3 protein-coding genes are annotated in these 2,073 nt (G+C 64.6%); all 3 read left to right on the forward strand.

The features are described 5' to 3' along the window. Positions 1–182, forward strand: a 182-nt coding sequence (locus AC1DY5_RS53045; protein ID WP_478122252.1) for a hypothetical protein, incomplete at its 5' end; no start/stop codon positions are given. Beyond that, complete coding sequence (locus tag AC1DY5_RS53050) at positions 179–1,027, forward strand: ERF family protein (protein ID WP_478122253.1); 849 nt, start codon at positions 179–181, stop codon at positions 1,025–1,027. The genes AC1DY5_RS53045 and AC1DY5_RS53050, both read left to right, overlap by 4 nt. Further along, positions 1,024–2,073, forward strand: a 1,050-nt coding sequence (locus tag AC1DY5_RS53055) for a YqaJ viral recombinase family protein (protein WP_478122254.1), incomplete at its 3' end; no start/stop codon positions are given. The genes AC1DY5_RS53050 and AC1DY5_RS53055, both read left to right, overlap by 4 nt.

The raw sequence follows: 2,073 nt of genomic DNA on the forward strand, positions 1-2,073 counted from the left end.
CCATCGTTTACATCCTGGCGATCGCCGCAGTCGTCGCGGTGGCGGGCTTCTTCGCCATCAAGCACTACGACCATCCGCTGGTGCGCGTGGCCTTCGCCGGCCTGCTCGTGGGCGCGCTGTCCGTCGAGCTGTTCGACCGCATTCGCAACCGTCGCATTCGCATTGGGGGGGACTGGGCATGAGCGCCATCCTTCAAGACACCCCGCTGACGCTCGACCTCAACCTCGAGCTGGAGCCCATCGCCGAGCACCCGGTACCGGCCTTGCAGCAGACGGCGAACGTGATCGCGCTGCCGAACGCCGGCGCACTGAGCGGCCCCATGGCGCAAGCGCTGGCCTTCCTGCAAGGCGGTGGCACCGTCGAAATGCTGGAACGCATGATGGACCTGCAGGACCGCTTCAACCGCGATCAGTCGCACCGCGCCTACATCGCGGCCATGACCGAATTCAAGAAGGTCGCCCCGGTCATCCTGAAGAACAAGCACGTCGCGTTTCGCACCGACAAGGGCCTGACCGAGTACGACCACGCCACCCTCGGCAACATCGTTGAAACCGTGGTCGGTGTGCTGGCCGAATATGGCTTCACACATGACTGGGACAGTGTTCGCGAAGCCGACCGCGTCAAGGTGACTTGCATCCTCACGCACGTAGAGGGCCACAGCAAGCGCGTGACGATGGAAGGCCCGCTCGATACCTCGGGTGGCAAGAACAACATCCAGGCGATGGTCTCCACGAACAGCTACTTGGAGCGCCACACGTTCCTCGCGGTCACGGGCCTCGCCACCAAGGGCCAGGACGACGACGGCCGCGGCGGCGCACCGGACGGCAAGCCGCCGGCAGAGACGGGCGCACCGGCCCAGCCCACGACCTACTCGCAAGCCGACTTCGACACGAACAGCCCGACGTGGCGCGGCCTGGTCGAAGCCGGCCGCAAGAGCCCCGCCCAAATCATCACCATGGTCCAGACCAAGGCCCCGCTCTCGGCCGACCAGCTCACCACCATCAACTCTTGGAGAAGCAAGCAATGAAGACCCACGAACTACAGCAGGGCAGCGATGCCTGGAACGAATTCCGCCTCGCGCACTTCGGTGCCAGCGAAGCTGCCGCGATGCTCGGCCTCTCGCCGAAGGTGAAGCGCAACGAGCTGCTTCAAATCAAGAAGACCGGCACGGCCAAGCAGTTCAGCGACTTCGTGCAGGAGCGGATCCTGAACCCGGGCCACGTGACCGAAGCCGATGCGCGCCCGATCGTCGAGCGGCGCATCGGCCAGGACCTGTACCCGGTGACGTGCTCGGAGGGTCGCATCAGCGCCTCGTGCGACGGCCTCACGATTGACGACCGCATTGCCTTCGAGCACAAGCTCTGGAACGCGGTCTACGCCGAGCTGGTGCGCAACGGCGTCGTGCCCGAAGAGCACATGCCCCAGTGCCAGCAGATCCTGATGGTCACGGGCGCCGACAAGGTCATCTTCGTGATCTCGGACGGCACCGAAGAGAACATGGAAATGGTCGAGGTCTATCCGGATCAAGACTGGTTCGACCGCGTCCGCGCCGGCTGGGCACAGTTCGAGATCGATCTGGAGGCCTACGTGCCGGTCGAAGCCGCGCCGAAGCTCCAGRCCGCAGCCATCAAGGCTCTGCCCGCGTTGATCGCGCGCATCAAGGGCGAAGTCACGCAGACCAATCTCGCGGACTACCGCGTTGCGGCCAGCAAGTTCATCGACAGCATCAAGACCGAACTGTCGACGGAGCAGGACTTCGTCGACGCCGCGGCCAACGTCAAGTTCTGCGATGACGCCGAGAAGCAGCTGGAGCTGGTGAAGGCGCAAGCCCTGAGCGAGACGGCATCGATCGCGGATCTTTTCGCGACCATCGACCTCATCAGCGCGCAGCTGCGCGAAAAGCGCTTGGTGCTCGACAAGAAAGTGGAAGCCRAGAAGGCCACGCGCAAGGCCAACGTCGTGACCAATGGCCGCACGGCATGGAAGGAGCACGTCGCCAAGCTGGAGTCCGAGATTGCGCCGATCACGCTGGTGCTGCCCTCCCCGCCCGACTTCGTCGCCGCGGCCAAGAAC

This window comes from Variovorax sp. P4_D9 (assembly GCF_056401695.1).

Bases quoted from the DNA above. Each gene is read 5' to 3' on its own strand.
- AC1DY5_RS53050 (WP_478122253.1), top strand. From the start codon at position 179: ATGAGCGCCATCCTTCAAGACACCCCGCTGACGCTCGACCTCAACCTC.